A 16,843-nucleotide genomic window follows, 5' to 3' on the forward strand; every position below is an offset into this window, starting at 1 on the left:
GCCTGAACCTACAATAGGCCCTGCTGCGCGCAGACCTTGACCACCTGCTCGCGGAACCAGGTGTTGGCGCTGTCCTGGTCGGTGTGCGCGCTCCATTGCATGTCCAGGGTAAAACCCGGCAGGCCGTTGGGCGCTTCGCAATGGCTGAACACCGCGTCGTTGGTCAGCAGCGCTTGGATGCGCCGCGGCAGGGTCAGGATGAAGTCGGTACCGGTGATCATCTTCAGCGCCGCGCTGTAGCTGTTGGAGCGCGCGACGATCTGCCGCCGGTGGGCCTGGCGGGCCAGCCAGCCGTCGACCATGTTGGTGGTCGAGGTCCAGGGTGTGGGGTAGACATGCCGGCGCTCGACGAACGACTGCAGGCTGAAACGCGGTTCCAGCGGCGGCGTCGCGCGCTTGTCGAAGACACACACCAGATCATCCTCGAGCAGCATCTGCGACTTGAGGTCCGGGTGGTTGTGGTGAAAGTTCGGGCCGAAGCAGATCACCAGGTCCAGGCTGCCGTCGCGCAGTTCATCGGCGGGGATATCGGTTTCCAGCTTGTGCACATTGACCGACACCGGCAGGTCGGCGAAGTCGAAGCCCTTGAGCAGGCGAGGCAGGATCAGCAGTTCGAAATATTCCGGCGCGCAGACGTTGAAGGTGACGGCCTGGCGGGTCGGGTCGAAGGCCTGGACCCCGGAGTGGCACAGGTTGATGCTCTCGAGAACCTTCAGCACGTGGCTGTACATGGTGGTGGCTTTGTAGGTCGGACGCATGCCGGTGCGGGTGTTGATGAACAACTCGTCCTCGAAGCCGGTGCGCAGTTTCTTCAGGCAGTAACTGACGGTCGACTGACTGACACACAGGGTTTCCGATACCCCGGTCACACTGCTTTGCTCGTACACGGCGACGAACACCATCAGGTCCTGCATGTCGAGCTTTCTAAGCAAGTTACTGTTCAGCATCAGTTCCGTCTCGTTAAGCACCTCGCGCGGTCGTGCGCAAACTCGCCTGATGCTAACGGAACGATCGTCCTAATTGAATCCTTGCCCCGGGGTTTCACGGATAACGAGGGGACAATTAATTCCGATAACACGACCTGCGCAGTGTGGCGCAGCGCTTGGCGGCTTGTCCCTGTGCCTAGTGGTTCAGCCGGGCACGGGGACTGGCCGGCGGCTGCCGAGGATCAGCGCGAGCATGCCCAGGCCCACCAGCAGCGCGCCGAGCAGCTCGCTCGGCAAGGGTTGCCGGCCCAGCCCGAACCAATGGAAGAGGGTGATGAACAGGGTGCTCAGGTAGATGTAGGAAATGACCGTGGCCGGCGCGATCACCCCGATGGCCCGGTGCAGCAGCCAGAAGGTCGCCAGGGTGGCGAACAAGGCCAGGTACAGCAGCCACAGGCCGTCGTTGAAAGTGAGCAGGACGGCGCTGCGCCAACCACCGCCGGGCAGGCAGAAGGCGAACAGGAACAGCGCGCCGAACAGCATGTTCCAGAAGGTCATGGCGGCCGGGCTGCGATCTTTCAGGCTGGTGGCTTTCAGCCGTTGGCTCAGTGGCGAATAGCAGGCCATGGCCAGGCAACCGACCCCGTACACGCCGACCGCGTAGAGCGACGGCATGCCCTCGGCGCCGCCGCCCCTGAAGGTCAGCAGCATGGCCCCGGCGGCCGCCAGCAGCATCGGCAACAGGCGGTTTTTCGCTGGGCTGCCGCTCAGCAGAACGCCCTCGAACAACAGGGTCAGCAGCGGCACCAGGGCAAACAGGATGCCGGTGTTGACCGCCGAGGTATGCCGCAGCGCCTCGAACAGCGAAGCGAAGTACACCGCCAGCAACAGGCCCAGCACGGCATGCGCCCGCAGCCCGGCGCGGGTGATCCGGAATGCGCCGTTGAGCCACAGCGACGGCACGAACATCAGGGCCGACAACAGCAGGCGCAGGCCGGTCAGCAGGAGCGGGTCGACGGCCTGGCTGACCTGGGCAGCGGCGAAGAACGAGGCGGCGATCAGCGCCGCCCACAGCAGCATGCCGAGATGAGCATTAAGGAAGCTGGCGGGTTTCATCGGTGCGTTCCCCGGGTCATTGGAAGTGGCGGTGGTAATGCCGCGGATCGAAGCGCAGGACCATCAGGATCATCAGCGCCATGACCGCGGTCAGCGACCACCAGGCCCACTCGAAACTGCCCAGGCGGTCGCGGATGATCCCGGCGAGCAGCGGCGACAGGCCGGCGATCAGGTAGCCGATGCCTTGCACGAAGGCCGTCAGGCCACCGGCGCGCCGCGGATTGTCCAGGTGGTCGAGGGACAGGATCAGGCTCATGGGAAACAACCCGCCAATACCCAGGCCGAGCAGGCATGGCCAGAGCAGGCTCAGGTGCTGCGGGCTGAGGATCAGCCCGCAGAAGCCGGCGATGATCAGCACCAGCAGCGCCACCAGCACTAGGCGGCGGTCCTGGCTACGGTTGGCGATGGCCGGCGTCACCAGGCCCGAGACCACCTCCATGGCGGTGAGAAACCCCAGCAGCAGACCGGCGTTCTGTTCACTCCACCCCTGCTCCACGTAGTAGGGGGCCAGCCACGCCAGGACACAGGTGTAGGACGCCGTGCCCAGGCCGAAGAAGATTGCCAGCAACCAGGCGCGGCGGTTGCCGGCGAAGGATTCGTGGTGAAGCGCGGCGCCCGGCAGTTTCGGCGTGGCCGCCCGTTGTGCATACCAGAACAGCAGCGCCAGGACCGCCAGCGCCGCCCAGATCGCCAGGCCCAGCCGCCAGCTGCCGGTGCGGCTCATCACCAGCGGGGCGAACGACGCCGCGACTGCCGCGCCGCCCATGATCGAGGTGACGTACAGGCCCATGAACAGCGAGACATTGTCGGGAAAACGCGACTTGATCAGCGCCGGCATCAGCGCCTGGATCAGGGCGATGCCGAGGCCGGCGAGCACGGCGCTGAGGATCAGCTCGGCGGCCGAATCGAGGAACAGCCGCGACAGGGTGGCCAGGCCAATGACCAGCAGCGAAATCACCACGCTGCGGTGCTCGCCCAGGCGCTGGCCTATGCGCACGCCGAAGAACATCGCCAGACCCATGGCCATGACTGGCAGCATGGTCAGCAGCGCGGCGTCGCTGAAGCTCAGGGCGATATCGCCACGAATGCCGGACAGCAAAGGGCCGACGGCGGCCATCGACGGCCGCAGGTTCAAGGCCACCAGAATCACGCTGAGCATCAGCCAGAAGGCGGGGCGGGTTGTTGCGCGAACGTTTTCCATGATCAGGCCTTGAAGAAATCAGGCGCTGATTAGGCGGGGAGGGACGTGGCCGGGGCAAATCAGAAAGTTTGCAGGACTATCTAAAAATTAAATAACACCTGTGGCCGCTACCGAAGGCAGCGGCCACAGGGGCGATCAGAACGGCTTGGTCGGCAGGTACTTGCCATCCAGGGTGATCACCGCGCGGGAACCGCCTTCCGGGTCTTCGACTTTCTTGATGTCGAGCTTGAAGTTGATGGCGCTGATGATGCCGTCGCCGAACTGCTCGTGGACCAGCGCCTTGAGGGTCGAACCGTAGACCTGGAGCATTTCATAGAAACGGTACACAGTCGGGTCGGTGGGGATGCCGCCGGGGATGCTGCCGCGCGACGGAATGCTTTGCAGCAGGCGGCTGGCGTCCTGGTCCAGGTCGAGCTTGCTGCAGACCAGGTCGGCGGCAGCGGCCGGCAAGGCATGCTGGCCGAGCAGGGCGGCGGTGACGAAGGCCAGGCTCAGGCCGGTGCCGTCGGTGAGTTGTTGCCACGACAGGTTCTTGCGCGCCTTGGCATCGATGATGGTGTCGGCCAGGGCCAGGCGCGGGGCTTGGGCGAATTGGGATTGCAGCATGTCGAGTTCCTCTTTGCGGATGATGAAAGGGTTGTTGAAAAGGTTTGTGGAAAAGGAGCTGTTAAGAAAGGCAGCGCTCAAGCCGCGTGTCGCGGTTTGCCGACCAAGGCGCAGGTGTCGGGGTGTTCGGCCAGGGACACGAAGCCCTGGCTCGGGCCGTCCAGCGCGGCAATGTCGCCGCTGGCGATGTCGTAGACCCAGCCGTGCAGGTTCAGCCGACCCTGTTCCAGGGCCAGGGCGACCGCGGGATGCGTCTTCAGGTTAGCCAACTGGGCGATCACGTTTTCCCGCACCAGGGCATCCAGGCAGGCTTCGTGCGAGACATGGCTGCGGGCGGCATTGACCACCCTGGCCGACTCGGCATGGCGCAGCCAGTTGGCCACGGCCGGCAGGTGGTCCAGGCATTTGCAGGTGGAAATGGCGGTCATGGCGCCGCAGTCCGAATGCCCGCAGATCACGATGTCGCTGACCCCGAGCACGGCCACTGCGTACTCCACCGTGGCCGACACGCCGCCGGGTTCCGGGCCGTATGAGGGCACGATATTGCCGGCGTTGCGGATCACGAACAGATCGCCCGGCTCCTGCTGGGTCAGCAGTTCCGGCACCACCCGGCTGTCGGAGCAGGTGACGAACAGGGTGCTGGGGCTCTGGGTGGTGGCCAGCTGCTTGAACAGCTCGCTGCGTTTCGGAAAGGCTTCGCGCTGGAACTTGAGGAAGCCGTCGATGATGTGCTGCATGGTGGTTCTCCTTGCATCGCTGATGGCGCAAGGATGGAAAATTTAAGCTATAGCGTCCAAGACCGGCTTGTTATGCTTGCCATAAGTACTGCCTATAGTTGGAAGCTCAGCATGCTGCTACGCCATATCCGTTACCTGCTGGCTGTCGCCGAGCACTGCAACTTCACCCGCGCCGCCGAAGCCTTGCATGTGTCCCAGCCGACGCTGTCGCAACAGATCAAGCAACTGGAGGACAGCCTCGGCGCGCCGCTGTTCGACCGCTCGGGGCGCACCGTGCGCCTGACCGACGCCGGCGAGGCCTATGTGCGTTATGCGCGGCTGGCCCTGCAGGACCTGGAGGCGGCCAAACGGGCCATGCATGACGTGCAGGATCTGCGGCGTGGCTCATTGCGCCTGGGCATGACCCCGACCTTCATCACGTACCTGGCGGGGCCGCTGCTGACCCGTTTCAACCAGCGTTATCCGGGGGTTGCCCTGAGCCTCGAAGAAATGACCCAGGACCGGCTGGAAGCGGCCCTGGCCGAAGACCGCCTGGACCTGGGCATCGCCTTTGCCGGGCAGCACCTGCCGGACATCGACAGCCAGTTGCTGTTCGAGGAGAGCCTGAGCCTGATGGTCAGCCGCGAGCAGCAGCCCGAGCTACCGCGGCAGCTGACGGCAGCCGAGCTGGAACGGCAGCCGCTGGTGTTGCTCAGCGGCGATTTCGCCACCCGCCAGCATATCGATCGTTATTGCCGCGAGCAGGGCATCACGCCGCGCATCGCCATCGAAGCCAACTCCATCGGCGCCATTGTCGAAATCGTCCGCCGTGGGCAATTGGCGACCATCCTGCCGCTGGCCATTACCCAGGAGCAGCCGGGCCTGCGCCCGGTGATCCTGCAACCGGCCCTGGCGCCCCGTAGCGTGGCGCTGTTGGGGCGCAAGGGCGCCTATCGCAGCGCCGCGTGCCAGGCTTTTCGCGAGCTGCTGACGACTCAGGGCGTGGGCGCCGCCAGCCACTGATTGACCACGCCGGTGTAGAAGCCGGTGGCCTTGCTCAGGTGCAGCCACTGGTCGACGTAGCTTTTCCAGGCGACGTCGTCCCGTGGCAGGAGGAAGGCTTTTTCACTGTATTGCAGGTACTGCTCGGGGTTCACCGCGCACAGCCCTGGCTTGAGCTTCTGCTGGAAGCGCGCTTCGGAAGCGTCGGTGATCATCACGTCGGCCTTGTTCTGTAGCAGTTGCTCGAAGATGGTCACGTTGTCAGGAAACAGGGTCAGGTTGGCCTTGGGCAGGCGGGCCCGGGCGAAGACTTCGTTGGTGCCTCCCGGCGGCTCGATCAGGCGCACCGAAGGCTGGTTGATCTGTTCGACGGTCTGGTAGCGCTGCTTGTCGGCGCAACGCACCAGGGGGATTTTCCCGTCGACGCCCAGGGTGTCGCTGAAGAAGGCTTTCTTCTGCCGCTCCAGGGACACGGAAATGCCGCCCACGGCGATGTCGCACTGGTTCGCCAGGAAGTCCGGCATCAGGGTTTTCCAGGTGGTCTTCACCCACTTCACCTCGACCCCCAGGCTTTGCGCCAGGGACTGCGCCATCGAGATATCGATGCCTTCGTAGGCACCGTCCGCGCGCAGGTAGGTGTAGGGCTTGTAGTCGCCGGTGGTGCAGACGTTCAGGTGGCCGCGCTCGATGACCTGATCCAGGTGCGAGGCGTCTGGTGCGGCAAATGCCGGGGCGCTGAGGGTCAGCAGCGAGCAGAGCAGAAGGCGTGCTTTCATGCGGTCGATCCTTGATGACGAGGGGAATGGCCGAGGGCGGCTCATTATTTGCGCCGGACCCGAGCGAGGCAAGGCGCATCGCTTGCCAGTGCGTTGCGGAGTGTTTTCGCCGAAAAAGTTTTGGCAAAGGGCCATGCCAACTATTTGTTGGCTTCTTTTTCACGAAACGTTGATGGTCGGCTACCTAAAGTTCGTGCTGCCGTGGACAGTCATTGAATAACTGGCTTGTCGGCGACGCACTTCTTTCAAGGAACAAGCCGATTGTCATGCTAAACATTAAACCCCTGCGTCCCGAATGGGTGACGCTGATTGCCAGCGCCTTTTTATTACTGGGCTGCAACTTTGTGCTCTGGCAGCACCTGTTTAGCATTACCGCCTCGGACGGCCGCGGCATCGCCATGCGCGTGGCTTTCGGGGTGATGATCTTCTGTGCCTTCAACATAGTCCTGACCTTGCTGGCGTTCCGCCGGGTACTTAAGCCGGTGCTGGTTCTATTGTTTATGGTCAGCGCCGGCGTGGCTTATTTCATGAGCCAGTACGGAGTGTTGATAGATGCCGGAATGTTTCGCAATTTCGCCGAAACCAATGCAACGGAAGTGCAAGGCTTACTCTCGCTGAAGTTGCTTGGTTATATTCTGTTCCTGGGTGTGTTGCCTTCCTGGTTATTGTTCAAGACCCCGATTAATTATCGTCGCTGGCACCGCGAGTTATTGAGCAAGTTGCTGGTTTCCGTTATTTGTGCAGCGGCCATCGGCGGGGTAGCCCTGGCCAACTATCAGGGGCTGGCCTCGCTGTTTCGCAATCACCATGAATTGCGCCTGATGATAGTGCCGAGCAACTACGTGGGCGCTTCCATCGGCTACCTGCGTGAGCAAGTGGTCTCGGCGCGCCAGCCCTTCGTCAAGATCGGCGAGGACGCCCAGCGCAACCCGACCTGGCAGGGTCATGCGCGCAAGTCGCTGACGGTGCTGGTGGTCGGCGAAAGTGCCCGGGCCGAGAATTTCGGCGTGCTGGGCTACGAGCGCGACACCACGCCGAAACTCAGCCAGGAAAACGGCCTGATCGCTTTCACCGACGTGTCGTCCTGTGGCACCGAGACCGCGGTCTCGGTGCCCTGCATGTTCTCCAACATGGGACGCAAGAACTACGACGCCAGCAAGGCGAAGAACGAGGAAGGGCTGCTGGACGTGCTCAAGCGCGCCGGGCTCGAGGTGATCTGGCGGGACAACCAGTCCGGCTGCAAGGGCACCTGCGACCGGGTGACCCTCGACGACGTCAGCAACCTCAAGGATCCGGCGTTCTGTGCCAACAGCGAATGCCGCGACGAGATCCTGCTCCAGGGCCTGCAGCATTTCATCGATACCCTGGACAAGGACACCGTGCTGGTCCTGCACCAGATGGGCAGCCACGGGCCGGAATACTTCAAGCGCTACCCCAAGGAGTACGAGCGCTTTACCCCGGTGTGCCAGAGCAATGCCCTGAACAATTGCAGCCGCGAGAGCATCGTCAACGGCTACGACAATACGCTGCTGTACACCGACCACGTGCTGTCGACCCTGATCGACCTGCTGCGCAGCAACCAGGACAAGGTCGATACCGCCATGCTCTATCTGTCGGACCACGGCGAGTCCCTGGGCGAATACAACCTGTTCCTGCATGGCACGCCCTACATGCTCGCGCCGTCGCAGCAGAAACACGTGGCGATGCTGGCCTGGTTCTCGGACAGCTATCAGAAGGCGTTCTCGGTGGACACCCATTGCCTGCAACTGAGCCGGGAAAAGCCGCTGAGCCAGGACAACCTGTTCCACTCGATGCTCGGTCTGCTGGAGGTCGACAGCCAGGTCTACAAGCCTGACCTGGACCTGTTCGCCGGTTGCCGGGGCAGCGTGGTCGACGGCGTGCTGGCGCGGCAATGAAGCCTTGATCGGCGTTCGACCTTTTTTTCACGATCGGGGCGGTAACCTGTTTTTCATCCAAGACTTACAAGAGCCAGCAGATCCATGTCCGCGCACCCTCCATCCCCCCTCGAGCTTGAGTTCGCCAGGCGCTATGACCAGGCGCACGCGCGCGTCTGTGGCGACGAGCGTCCGCTCGGGCTGGGGCGGCGCCTGTCGCTGTGGCGCGATGAGTGGCTGGTTCGCCGCGCGCTGAAGGTGGCGGGCGAACCGGGTCTGATTCTCGACCTGGCCTGTGGCGCGGGGCGTTTCTGGCCGGTGCTGGGTGAGCACAGTAATCGGGTGATCCTGGCGGCGGACCCGTCCCAGGACATGCTCAACCACGCCCAGACCCACCACCCGGCCAGCCTGCTCAGGCGGGTCAGGACCTTCCAGAGTTCGTCGTTCAGCATTGGCCTGTCGGCCAACGCGGTGGACTGCATCGTCTGCCTGCAACTGTTCCCCCATGTCGCCAGCAGCGAGGCGCGCCTGGCATTGCTGGACGAGTTTCACCGGGTCAGTCGCGACGCGGTGATCCTCGCGGTACGCATCGACAGTCGCCTCAAGGGGCTGCAGGACCGGCTGCTGGGCAGCCACACCCAGCAGCTGCAGCCTGAGCCATGGGGGCAGACCAGTCGGGCGCGGGTCGAGGCCGAATTCAAGGGCGCGGGGTTCGAAGTGCTCAGCCACCAGGATTTCATTCCCGGCTGTGCCGCCTGGCGGGTTTATGTACTGCGCAAACAGGGTTAGCCGACGGGGTGCGGACTATTCTTGTGGCCAGGCGCCGATTTCGCGCAGGCTCTTGTCGAGTGAATGCTCAGAAATCGCCGAGGGCGATATATACTGCGCGCCATTCTTCAAGGGAGAGCCGTGTGGCCATCGATATTCACTGGATTCGCGACAACGATAGCCTCGGTCAATTCTGCACCGAGTGGCAGAAGCTGCCATTCGTCGCCCTCGACACCGAATTCATGCGGGTCGACACCTTCTATCCGATCGCCGGCCTGTTGCAGGTCGGCGATGGCCAGCGCGCTTACCTCATCGACCCCTTGACCATCGACGACTGGCAGCCGCTGGCGGCCTTGCTGGAGAACAGCGCGGTGGTCAAGGTGGTGCACGCCTGCAGCGAGGACCTCGAAGTCCTGCTGCGCCTGACCGGCAGCCTGCCGGCGCCGTTGTTCGACACGCAACTGGCGGCTGCCTACCTGAACCTGGGTTTCTCCATGGGCTACTCGCGACTGGTCCAGGAAGTGCTGGGTATCGAGCTGCCCAAGGGCGAGACCCGTTCCGACTGGCTGCAGCGTCCGCTGTCGGAAACCCAGGTCAGCTACGCCGCCGAAGACGCCGTGCACCTGGCCGAGGTTTTCACCCAGCTGCGGCCGAAACTGTCCGAGGACAAATACAACTGGGTGCTGGAAGACGGCGCCGAGCTGGTGGCCAACCTGCGCCGCGAAGTCGATCCCTACGAGGTCTACCGCGAGGCCAAGCTGGCCTGGAAACTGTCCCGCGCGCAGCTGGCAGTCCTGCGTGAACTCTGCGCCTGGCGCGAGCGCGAGGCACGGGCACGGGATCTGCCGCGCAACCGGATCGTGCGCGAACACTCGCTGTGGCCGTTGGCCAAGAGCCAGCCGGACAGCCTCGGCGCCCTGGCAAAAATCGAAGACATGCACCCGCGCACCGTGCGTCAGGACGGCGAGTTCCTGCTGGGCCTGATCAAGCGTGCCGCCAGCGTCGGCCCCGACCAGTGGCCGCCGGCCGTCCCCGAGCCGTTGCCGATGGAAGCCTCGACCCTGCTCAAGCGCCTGCGCGCCGTGGGCCAGGCCGAAGCCGAGCGCCTGGGCATCGCCCCGGAACTGATGCTGCGCAAGAAAACCCTGGAAAGCCTGCTCAAGAGCGGCTTCCCCAACGGACCCTACCAATTGCCCGATTCGCTGCGTGGCTGGCGCCGCGAATTGATGGGCCAGGCGCTGCTCGACAGCCTGGCCACCGCCGGAGAACAGCCATGAAACGAATCTGCTCCATCTACAAAAGCCCGCGCAAGAACGAGATGTACCTCTACGTGCTCAAGAGCGATGCCCTGGAGCGCGTGCCGGAAAACCTGCTGCTGGCGTTCGGCAAGCCGCAGCACGCCTTCGACCTGGTGCTGACCCCGGAGCGCAAGCTGTCGCGCGAGGACATTCACCAGGTGCTGGAGAACCTCGACAAGCAGGGTTACCACCTGCAGATGCCACCGGCCGAGGACGAGTACATCGAGCACTTGCCCGAAGAGCTGTTGCGCCGTAATGATCCGGTCTGACAGACACCTGTAGATGCCCTGTCCGGGGCATCGTTGAAAATGGAACTGACTATATCTGGCGGCTGCCGCGATCGATGGAGCGATACTCCGTCGGCGGCCGCCTGCACCGTTTTGTAAGGTTTGAACCATGCGCGTTCTGATTGCCGAACACGATCACGCTATTTATGCCCGTTTGTTGCGTCAGCTGGCACCTGACCTGGAAGTGCTCACCAGCGGTGATTCCGCCGAATTGTCGAAGCTGGCCGCGGACTGCCCGGTCTGGCTCGGCCAGCCGGACCTGCTGGCCACCCTGTTGCGCCAGGGCCACCAGCCACAGTGGCTGCAATCGACCTGGGCCGGCATCACGCCGCTGCTCGCCGACGGCCTGCCGCGGCATTACCGGCTGACCCGTGCCGTGGGGATCTTCGGCCAGGTCATGGCCGAATACGTGCTCACCTACATGCTCGGCCACGAGCGCGAAGTCCTGGCGCGCCTGGTCAGCCAGGTCGAGCGCAAGTGGGATAACCGCACGGGCCAGAGCCTGGCCGGACGCAAGGTGCTGATCGTCGGCGCGGGCGATATCGGCCAGAGCGTGGCGCAGTTCCTGCTGCCATTCGGGGTCGAGCTGTATGGCATCGCCAGCGAAGCCCGGGAACAGGCACCGTTTATCGAAGTAGCGGCCTTGGCGGATCTGGGACGTCTGGTGGGCGAGGTGGATTATGTGGTCAACCTGCTGCCCAACACCCCGCACACCCATGACCTGTACGACGCGGCGCTGTTCAAGCAGTTCAAGCCGACCGGCCTGTTCATCAACACCGGCCGTGGTGTCGCGGTGGTCGATGCGGATCTGGTGGCGGCCTTGAAGGAAGGGCATCTGGCGGGGGCGGTGATCGATGTCTGCCGCCAGGAACCGCTGCCGCAGCGCCATCCGTTCTGGACCGCCTGGGGCCTGCTGCTGACCGGCCACAGCTCGGCGCCGACTTCACCGACCCTGATGGCGCAGTTGTTCATCGACAACCTGCGGGCCTATCAGGCCGACGCGGCGTTGCGTGGCGAAGTGGATTTCGCCCGAGGTTACTGAGGGGGGATCACGAACTCTGTAGCCGCTGCCGAAGGCTGCGATCGCCCCCACAGCGTGGGCGCAGGATCTGAAGATCGCTGAAGTCCTTCGGACTTATCGCAGCCTGCGGCAGCGGCTACAGGGATTGCACCAGGCTTACAGGCTGAAGTCGCCTTCGGCCACGGTTTCGCTCAGTGGGCGACGCGGGCTTGGCTCTTCGCGGGCCTGCAGGTACTCGGCGAGGCTCGCCTTGTCGCCCAGTTTGCCGACGGCCACGGCGGCATGCAGGGCATAACCTTCTGGAATTTTCAGCTCCTTGCGGGTCAGTTCCTGGTCGAACCCGGCCATGCCGTGGGTGTGCCAGCCGCTGATGCTGGCTTGCAGCGCCAGGTGGCCCCAGGCCGAACCGGTGTCGAAGGTGTGCCATAGGGCCGGGGTTTCTTCGCTGGCGCCAGGCGCGGTGAAGGTGGTTTTCGAGATCACGATCACCAGCGCCGAAGCGTGCTGCGCCCAGCCACGGTTGAACTCGTTGAGCAGGCCGAGGAAACGTTCCCAGTTCGGCGTGTCGCGGCGCGCATAGAGGAAGCGCCACGGCTGCGAGTTGTAGGCCGACGGTGCCCAGCGCGCGGCTTCGAAGAAGCTCAGCAGGGTTTCCTCGGGGATGGCTTCGCCGGTGAAGGCGCGCGGCGACCAGCGATCGGTGAACTGCGGATGGATGGCGTACTCGGCAACGCGGGGATTGGCGCTCATGACAGAGATTCCTGGCTACGTTTGAGAATGAAATGTGGATAAACCGGCGAGCGCAGTTGAACTGAGCAATGGGGTTTTTTCCTGACCCTGGGGCGGTTCACCGGTGCGACGCGGTCGAGCGTTAATGGCACGCGGATATAGGGTTTTGCGACAGGCAAAGCTACTGCGCCGCATGCGGCCTGACAAGTAGTGCCTTACCGACAGTCGCCAGCGCTTGGCCCGCGGGGCCTTGGGCACTAGACTGGCGGCCTTTTCCCTGTCCGATACCGATTACCTGAGCCATGGCCGCCAAAGTTGAACCCTTCTGGATCCGCAAAACCCTCGAACAACTCGATCAGGAGGAGTGGGAGTCGTTGTGCGATGGCTGTGGCCTGTGCTGCCTGCAGAAGCTCGAGGATGAAGAAGACAACAGCGTCTACTACACCCGCATCGCCTGCAAACTGCTGGACCTGAAGACCTGCCAGTGCAGCGACTACGCCAACCGCCGCGCCTCGGTGCCGGACTGCATCCAGCTCACCCCGGGCAAGGCCGATGAGTTCAAATGGCTGCCGCCGACTTGCGGTTATCGCCTGGTCAGCGAGGGCAAGGACCTGCCGCTCTGGCACCATCTGGTGTGCGGTGACCGCGATGCGGTGCACCACGAGCGCATTTCCCAATCCGGACGCATGCTCGCCGAAGGCAGCGTGGCCGAAGAAGACTGGGAAGATCATCTGATTTTCCGCGCCGGCTGAAGGTACGCCGCGCTCGCGTTCAAGGTTGTTTCACGAAGGAGTGTGTATGGCTGTGGGGGCAAGGCTGGCGCTGGCCGGCTGGCTGCTGGTGCTCAGTGCGCCGGGGTGGGCGGCGAAAAAAGTCGATCTGGATTACCACGTGCGTCTGTTGCCGCAGAGCGACCAGGCGGAAGTGCGCCTGACCCTGGCGGACGGCGCGGCGGTGCGCAGCCTGGATTTCTACCTGGGCACCCATGGTGACTACAGCGACTTCAAGGCCGATGGCCAATGGCAGCCCGGCACAGCCAAGGCCTCCGCGGCACAGCGTGGCGTGTGGCGTCCGGCCAGCGGCAAGGCCAGCCTGAGCTACCGGGTGCGGATCAGCCACAGCCTGAAGAAAGACAGCTTCGACAGCCGCATGACCCCGCACTGGGCCTTGTTGCGCGGCGATACGCTGGTACCGGCGGCGAAGCTCGACCAGCAGGACGGCATCGAGCTGGTGTCGCGCCTGGAGTTCGAGTTGCCCACGGGCTGGAAAAGCGTGGAAACCGCCTGGCCGCGGATCGGCAAGAACCGCTTCCGTATCGATAACCCCGCGCGCCTGTTCGACCGCCCCACCGGCTGGATGCTGGCCGGCGCCCTGGGCAGTCGCCGCACCCGGCTGGGGGAAACCGAAGTCACGGTGGCCTCGCCGCAAGGGCAGGGCATGCGGCGCATGGATGTGCTGACCCTGCTGACCTTTGTCTGGCCGCAGATCCAGGCGACCTTTCCCCGTCATCCCAACAAGTTGCTGATCGTCGGCGCGGCCGACCCGATGTGGCGCGGCAGCCTGGCCGGGCACGATTCGCTGTTCTTGCACAGCCGCCTGCCGCTGGTCAGCGAGAGCGGCACCAGCCCGCTGCTGCGCGAGGTGATCCAGGCCTTTGCGCGGATCAACGACAGCGAGCGCAGTGACTGGATCGGCGAGGGGCTGGCGGAGTACTACGCCATCGAATTGATGCGTCGCGCCGGCGGCATGAGCGACGAGCGTTATCAGGCCCTGGAGGCTCGGTTGGCCAAGAGCGGCCAGGGCGTCGGCAGCCTGCGCGGCGAGCAGGTGGACGCGCCGGTGGTGGCCAGGGCCGTGCTGCTGTTGCAGGAACTGGATCGGGAGATCCGCCTGAAGACCCGCAACAAGCGTTCGCTGGATGACGTGACCCGGGCGGTGATGCGTCTGGAGCGCGTCAGCACCAAGGAGTTTATCCAGCTCAGCGAGACGGTGCTGGACGGCTCGTCGAAGGTGCTCGACAGCGATTTGTTGCGCTAGTGGAATCGATCGCTTTGCGGTCATCGCGAGCAATCGAGCGCCGACCTCAGGACTCCACAAGACCTGTAGGAGCAGCCGGTCGACGCTCGATTGCTCGCGATAGCGTCCTGTCATTCAACACGAGTTTCGCGTCCGACTATCAGACCCCGGCCTTGGGCGATTTCAGCGAATCCTTGCCTGTCGCGGTACGCTTCGCCGCCTCGGCATTGGCCTTGAGGGTTTTCAGTTCCGCGCCGGCGCGCTCGATCTTCGCCCGCACGTTCTGCATGTCCTGGCGGCTTTTCTCCAGCAGGCTTTTCGCCGAGCTGTGGCCGGTGATGCCGCGGGCCAGGGCGACCCCGCCGATGGCCACCTGGATCAGGCCGAACACACCGCCACGGCGCAGGCCCTTGCCGACCATCGCCACGCCGCCGGCCAGCGAGCCGATGCGCTCCCAGCCCTGTACGTTCTGCTCCGGCGGGCTCTGCAAGGGAGTGGTTGCAATAGCTTCCAGTTGTTTGCTGTCGCTCATGATCTGTCTCCAGGGGGGATGGATATAAAGCTGACTGCGCTGGCGTGTCGCTTGTTCCATCGGATGGGCTGCGGACTCGGAACAGCGCTCGGAACAGCGCTTAAAACTTAGGACCGGAGCGGGTGTTGTTGCCCTTGGCCAGGCGGTCGTAGAGCACCACGTTGACGGTGGCGGCGAGGTTCATGCAACCGGTGGTCGGGATGTAGACCACGTCTTCGCACCAGTCGCGGATGTCCTTGTCCAGGGAGCCGTCTTCCGGGCCGAAGATGTACAACGCGCGATCCGGGTGGGTGTACTCCGGCAGCGAGCGGGCGCCTTCCACCAGTTCCACCGCCACCGGCACGCAGCCCAGGGGCAGGATCTTCTTCAGGTCGTCGATGCCGATCAGCGGAATGTCCTGGTGGACCTTCTTGGTGTCGGTGACGAAGTCGCGGGCCCGTTCATAGCGCTTGCCGGTGTAGAACACCGACGCGACGCCATAGCAGCCGGCGGCGCGCATCACCGAACCGACGTTCTCCGGTGACTTGGGGTTATACAAACCAATGCAGCTGTACCTTTTGTTTGCCACGAGCGGGGTGCCTTCGAGAAAAACCGCGATTATACGGGGATTGTCGGCCGGCGGTTGGATCCGGCAAACGCATCGCGGGCAAGCCGCGCTCCTGCAGGATCAGCGTCTGCAGGAGCGCGGCTTGCCCGCGAGAGGCCGGTCCTGTCGAACCGGAGAGAGCGAAGGTTACTCGTCGTCTTTCTTCATCAACCCCGCCAGCGCGGCGAAGGGGTTGTGGGTGGCCTTGGCGACTTTCGGCGTGCTCAGGGAGCCCTCGCCGAAGTACTGCTGGTCGGTGTAGCGCGAGTGTTCGTTGTCGTGGCAGTACAGGCACAGCAGTTCCCAGTTGGAACCGTCCTGCGGGTTGTTGTCGTGGTTGTGGTCGCGGTGGTGCACGGTCAGCTCGCTCAGGCGCTTGCCGGAGAATTCGCGGGCGCAGCGCCCACAGACGTGCGGGTACATCTTCAGGGCCTTGTCGCGATAGCCCATCTCGCGGTCGCGCTGGGCGTCGGCGAGGATGCGGTCGAGCTTGGATGTGTTGGTCGAACTCATGGGTTCACCTTTATGCAAAGACTAATGACGGTAATGAGCCAAGTTTAGCTCAGGCCTTGAGCTTCTCGGCAATCCAGATGGTGTGGCGGGTGCCCTTGTTGCCGTGGGCGAAGACCTGCACTTGCTCGGCCTTGAAGCCGGCTTTGCGCAGCTTGTCGGAATACTGCTTGTCGGCGCTGGCCGACCACACGGCCAGCACGCCCTTGGGCCGCAGGGCCCGGGCACAGGCCGCCAGCCCAGCGGCGGAGTACAGCCAGCTGTTGGCCTTCTGGGTCAGGCCTTCGGGGCCGTTGTCGACGTCGAGCATGATCGCGTCGAACCCCTGGGGCTCAGCCTGCAGCACCTTGGCCACGTCTTCCATGCGGATCACCGTGCGCGGGTCGAGCAACGGCCGGCCGGATTTCTCCCCCAGCGGTCCGCGGTTCCATTCCACCACCCCCGGCACCAGCTCGGCGACCACCACTTCGGCGCCCTTGCCCAGGTGCTTGAGGGCTGAGGCGAGGGTGAAGCCCATGCCCAGGCCGCCGATCAGCACCCGCGAATTCGGCCGTCCGGCCACCTTGCGACAGGGGATCTCCGCCAGGGCGTCTTCGGAGCCGTGCATGCGCGTGTTCATCAATTGCCCACCGTCGCCGCCCTGGATCTTGATGACAAAATCCTCGCCGTATTCGAACAGGCACAAGGCACCGCCATTTTCGGGAATCGGGGTGGTGTCCAGCAGAACGAAACGTTTCATGAGGGTCTCAATGAGGAAGGCAAACCGGCCCGGTTGGGAGTAGCCTGAGGGCTGACAATAGCGATGGAGCCATTGATGAAGCGCACTATTCTAACGGTCATTGCCCGCACAGCGCTCTT

The 16,843-nt window shown here is 63.9% G+C and carries 19 protein-coding genes; 8 read left to right on the plus strand and 11 right to left on the minus strand.

Translation table 11 applies throughout. The features are described 5' to 3' along the window. Positions 1–8: 8 nt before the first annotated feature. From J4D52_RS18710 to J4D52_RS18730, 5 genes are all read right to left on the minus strand, one after another. Positions 9–947: a LysR family transcriptional regulator gene (locus J4D52_RS18710; protein ID WP_025805042.1), complete on the minus strand. Its 939-nt coding sequence runs from the start codon at positions 945–947 to the stop codon at positions 9–11. 183 nt (positions 948–1,130) lie between these two features. Beyond that, entirely contained in the window at positions 1,131–2,042 is a 912-nt protein-coding gene (locus J4D52_RS18715; protein WP_102677378.1) for a DMT family transporter, read from the minus strand. A 16-nt stretch (positions 2,043–2,058) separates the two neighbouring features. Beyond that, complete coding sequence (locus J4D52_RS18720) at positions 2,059–3,243, minus strand: cyanate transporter (RefSeq protein ID WP_102677377.1); 1,185 nt, start codon at positions 3,241–3,243, stop codon at positions 2,059–2,061. Between the two features lie 135 nt (positions 3,244–3,378). After that, entirely contained in the window at positions 3,379–3,849 is a 471-nt protein-coding gene (gene cynS / locus J4D52_RS18725; RefSeq protein WP_009042607.1) for a cyanase, read from the minus strand. A 77-nt stretch (positions 3,850–3,926) separates the two neighbouring features. Then, positions 3,927–4,586 carry a carbonic anhydrase gene (locus J4D52_RS18730; protein ID WP_102677376.1) on the minus strand — a complete coding sequence of 220 codons (660 nt, stop codon included), beginning with the start codon at positions 4,584–4,586 and terminating at the stop codon, positions 3,927–3,929. Positions 4,587–4,697: 111 nt separating this feature from the next. Between J4D52_RS18730 and cynR the strand changes: the two genes are divergently transcribed. Further along, positions 4,698–5,588, plus strand: a complete 891-nt coding sequence (cynR, locus tag J4D52_RS18735; RefSeq protein WP_102677375.1) for a transcriptional regulator CynR — start codon at positions 4,698–4,700, stop codon at positions 5,586–5,588. Here cynR and J4D52_RS18740 read toward each other — a convergent pair. Then, positions 5,561–6,343 carry a transporter substrate-binding domain-containing protein gene (locus tag J4D52_RS18740; protein ID WP_102677374.1) on the minus strand — a complete coding sequence of 261 codons (783 nt, stop codon included), beginning with the start codon at positions 6,341–6,343 and terminating at the stop codon, positions 5,561–5,563. The two genes, cynR and J4D52_RS18740, sit on opposite strands and share 28 nt — an antisense overlap. A gap of 266 nt (positions 6,344–6,609) precedes the next feature. Between J4D52_RS18740 and J4D52_RS18745 the strand changes: the two genes are divergently transcribed. The 5 genes from J4D52_RS18745 to J4D52_RS18765 all read left to right on the plus strand — a co-directional run bounded on the left by J4D52_RS18745 (position 6,610) and on the right by J4D52_RS18765 (position 11,633). Beyond that, positions 6,610–8,259, plus strand: coding sequence for a phosphoethanolamine transferase (locus J4D52_RS18745; protein ID WP_102677372.1), 1,650 nt, complete (start codon positions 6,610–6,612; stop codon positions 8,257–8,259). A gap of 84 nt (positions 8,260–8,343) precedes the next feature. Next, a complete protein-coding gene (locus J4D52_RS18750; protein ID WP_102677371.1) occupies positions 8,344–9,027 on the plus strand; it encodes a class I SAM-dependent methyltransferase in 684 nt (227 codons plus the stop codon). A gap of 122 nt (positions 9,028–9,149) precedes the next feature. Further along, on the plus strand, positions 9,150–10,283 hold the full coding sequence (gene rnd / locus J4D52_RS18755) for a ribonuclease D (RefSeq protein WP_102677370.1): 1,134 nt from the start codon (positions 9,150–9,152) through the stop codon (positions 10,281–10,283). Beyond that, a complete protein-coding gene (locus J4D52_RS18760) occupies positions 10,280–10,573 on the plus strand; it encodes a YcgL domain-containing protein (protein ID WP_053277841.1) in 294 nt (97 codons plus the stop codon). The genes rnd and J4D52_RS18760 overlap by 4 nt, the downstream gene beginning before the upstream one ends. 127 nt (positions 10,574–10,700) lie before the next feature. Further along, on the plus strand, positions 10,701–11,633 hold the full coding sequence (locus J4D52_RS18765; protein WP_025805055.1) for a D-2-hydroxyacid dehydrogenase: 933 nt from the start codon (positions 10,701–10,703) through the stop codon (positions 11,631–11,633). 135 nt (positions 11,634–11,768) lie between these two features. Here J4D52_RS18765 and J4D52_RS18770 read toward each other — a convergent pair whose 3' ends face one another. Then, complete coding sequence (locus J4D52_RS18770) at positions 11,769–12,362, minus strand: nitroreductase family protein (RefSeq protein ID WP_025805057.1); 594 nt, start codon at positions 12,360–12,362, stop codon at positions 11,769–11,771. 281 nt (positions 12,363–12,643) lie between these two features. Here J4D52_RS18770 and J4D52_RS18775 point away from each other — a divergent pair, with 281 nt between their 5' ends. Together J4D52_RS18775 and J4D52_RS18780 are read left to right on the plus strand one after the other, a co-directional pair. Then, positions 12,644–13,093, plus strand: coding sequence for a YcgN family cysteine cluster protein (locus J4D52_RS18775; protein ID WP_007926912.1), 450 nt, complete (start codon positions 12,644–12,646; stop codon positions 13,091–13,093). A gap of 46 nt (positions 13,094–13,139) precedes the next feature. Then, positions 13,140–14,378 (plus strand): hypothetical protein, encoded by a 1,239-nt coding sequence (locus tag J4D52_RS18780; RefSeq protein ID WP_102677369.1) that lies wholly within the window; start codon positions 13,140–13,142, stop codon positions 14,376–14,378. A 139-nt stretch (positions 14,379–14,517) separates the two neighbouring features. On the opposite strand, the gene J4D52_RS18785 is transcribed toward J4D52_RS18780, so the two are convergent. The 4 genes from J4D52_RS18785 to J4D52_RS18800 all read right to left on the minus strand — a co-directional run bounded on the left by J4D52_RS18785 (position 14,518) and on the right by J4D52_RS18800 (position 16,724). Beyond that, positions 14,518–14,889: a DUF2892 domain-containing protein gene (locus tag J4D52_RS18785; RefSeq protein WP_063428878.1), complete on the minus strand. Its 372-nt coding sequence runs from the start codon at positions 14,887–14,889 to the stop codon at positions 14,518–14,520. A gap of 100 nt (positions 14,890–14,989) precedes the next feature. After that, positions 14,990–15,457 (minus strand): RNA methyltransferase, encoded by a 468-nt coding sequence (locus tag J4D52_RS18790; protein WP_007926908.1) that lies wholly within the window; start codon positions 15,455–15,457, stop codon positions 14,990–14,992. A gap of 165 nt (positions 15,458–15,622) precedes the next feature. Further along, positions 15,623–15,988 carry a YajD family HNH nuclease gene (locus J4D52_RS18795; protein WP_007926907.1) on the minus strand — a complete coding sequence of 122 codons (366 nt, stop codon included), beginning with the start codon at positions 15,986–15,988 and terminating at the stop codon, positions 15,623–15,625. A 49-nt stretch (positions 15,989–16,037) separates the two neighbouring features. Further along, entirely contained in the window at positions 16,038–16,724 is a 687-nt protein-coding gene (locus J4D52_RS18800; RefSeq protein ID WP_009047571.1) for a hypothetical protein, read from the minus strand. Positions 16,725–16,843: the final 119 nt, after the last annotated feature.

The sequence above is a fragment of the Pseudomonas sp. GW460-12-10-14-TSB1 genome, assembly GCF_017349775.1.
GTDB classification, from domain to species: Bacteria; Pseudomonadota; Gammaproteobacteria; order Pseudomonadales; family Pseudomonadaceae; genus Aquipseudomonas; species Aquipseudomonas piscium.